The sequence below is a fragment of the Salipiger abyssi genome, assembly GCF_017311415.1.
Lineage (GTDB): Bacteria > Pseudomonadota > Alphaproteobacteria > Rhodobacterales > Rhodobacteraceae > Salipiger > Salipiger abyssi_A.
Map to the genome: position 1 here is coordinate 1 of NZ_JAEKIS010000067.1, position 1545 is coordinate 1545.

Genomic DNA, 1545 nt, shown 5'->3' on the forward strand with positions numbered 1-1545 from the left:
CCGCCGATTCCGTGGAAAAACACTCGTTCGCGAGCGCAGAATATCGAGGTCTGAAAGGGGCGCGAGCGCCTTTCCTGTCAGGCGTTTCGCGATTGCTGCGGTGCGGGAAGGATCTTGGCCAGTTTCCGGAGGTTCTGGGCGGTTGCGGCGAGGAGGAATTCGTCATTTGCGCCGCATGGGCCGCGTAGTCGGAGCCGTCCGAGGCCGAGTATGCGCTTGAGGTGCGCAAAGAGCATCTCGACCTTCTTTCGCAGCTTCATCGAGATCACGTATTGGTCGGTCTTGGAGATGTCGCGGGCAACCTGTCGGGCGTCTTCATGTTCCTCGCGGGTGATTTTGCGAGCATCCGCGTTCGGGCAGCACATGGCCTTGGATGGGCAGGCTTCGCAGACCTCTTTCAGGGCACGATAGCGGGCGGTCCCCTTGCCGGTCGGCCCGCGGGTGGGGTCGGAATAGTTCCGGCGGAACTGCTTCAGCTCGTGCCCCTCGGGGCAGATGTATTGTTCGTTCTCTGCATCCCACTCGAAGTCGGCGCGGGTCCAGGTCCCGTCATTGCGTCCCGACTTGTCGATGACGGGGATATGCGGGGCGATCTTGCCAGCGACCAGCCAGCCCAGCATCGGCCCGGTGCCGTATGCGGTGTCCGCGATCAGGCGTTCAGGGTGAAGGTCGAACCTGGCCTTCACGCGCCTCAGCATGGTCTTAGTTGATCCTACTTCGGCCTGCCGGATCGACCTTGTCGCTTCCACGTCCACGATGACACCATGGTCCGTGTCGATCAGGTAATTGTCAGAATAGCTGAAGAATGCCGGGCCTTTCCGGGCCGCGGTCCACTGGCTCGCCGGGTCGGAATGCGAGGTGAACTTGGGCTGGACCTCGCTTGCTGCGCCGAATGCGGCTTCGTCCAAGACGTTCAGATACTCGCGAACGGCTCGGGGCGCATCAGCGGGATTGATCTGCCTCGCGTCCCAGTCCTCCTTCGGCGACGAGTTCTGCTTGTTCGCATCCGCTTCGATAAGGCTGGCATCTACTGCCATGCGCTGGCCGCTAACCAGCCCCTCGTCGATGCACCGGACCACGGTCGTCTCGAACAGATGCCGCAATAGCTCGCTGTCACGGAACCGGCCATGCCGGTTCTTCGAAAAAGTCGAGTGATCCGGGACCCGGTCAATGAGGTCCAGGCGGCAGAACCAACGGTAAGCGAGGTTCAGATGCACCTCTTCGCAGAGCCGACGTTCCGACCGGATGCCGAAGCAATACCCCACCAACAGCATGCGGATCATCAACTCCGGATCGACAGACGGACGACCCGTATGGCTGTAGAAATCGGCGAGGTAAGCACGGATGCCGGACAGATCCACGAACCGGTCAATCGAGCGCAGAAGGTGATCTGGCGGGACATGATCTTCCAGCGAGAACTCGTAGAACAGCGCCGGCTGCGCCTCCTGCCGCGGTCCCATCATTGCCGATCCTCCCACCCAGTGAGGGAATTGAATCAGCCAGAGGCACCGCGATCAAGCACGAGTTTTTCAACGGAATACGCCC

Annotated in this window: 1 protein-coding gene; it reads right to left on the reverse strand. The window is 61.2% G+C overall.

Going from position 1 to position 1545, the window contains the following annotated elements; genetic code table 11:
• Positions 1–77: 77 nt before the first annotated feature.
• Entirely contained in the window at positions 78–1463 is a 1386-nt protein-coding gene (locus tag I6N89_RS25315; protein ID WP_207020968.1) for an IS1182 family transposase, read from the reverse strand.
• Between the last annotated feature and the right edge of the window lie 82 nt (positions 1464–1545).